General features: G+C 42.0%; 1 rRNA gene. It reads right to left on the minus strand.

What is annotated here, in order from left to right:
* Positions 1-305, minus strand: a 16S ribosomal RNA gene (locus tag RH98_RS15070); the annotation flags it as partial.
* Positions 306-455: the final 150 nt, after the last annotated feature.

Here is a 455-nt window from a genome sequence, read left to right on the forward strand (position 1 = left end):
GGGATCTCCCTCTCAGGACCCCTAATCATCGTTGCCTTGGTATGCCGTTACCACACCAACTAGCTAATGATACGCATGCCCATCTTATACCGATAAATCTTTATTAATCTTGAGATGCCACAAAATTAAACCATGGTGCATTAATCCGAATTTCTCCGGGCTATTCACCTGTATAAGGTAGGTTGCATACGCGTTACTCACCCGTGCGCCGGTCTCTAGATAGCAAGCTATCTATACCCCTCGACTTGCATGTGTTAGGCCTGCCGCTAGCGTTCATCCTGAGCCAGGATCAAACTCTTCATCGTATTTTGTTTGTATCTTGGACTCAAGGTTATATTCGAAATCTTACGATTCCCTTACTCTCTTATTTGTATGCTGTCAATCCAATATGTCTATGAACGTATTCTTCTTATTTCTATCACTTGTCTTTCAAAGCGAATGCAAAAGTAATAAAC

Origin of the sequence: Myroides injenensis M09-0166 (assembly GCF_000246945.1) — a bacterium.
Classification (GTDB): domain Bacteria; phylum Bacteroidota; class Bacteroidia; order Flavobacteriales; family Flavobacteriaceae; genus Flavobacterium; species Flavobacterium injenense.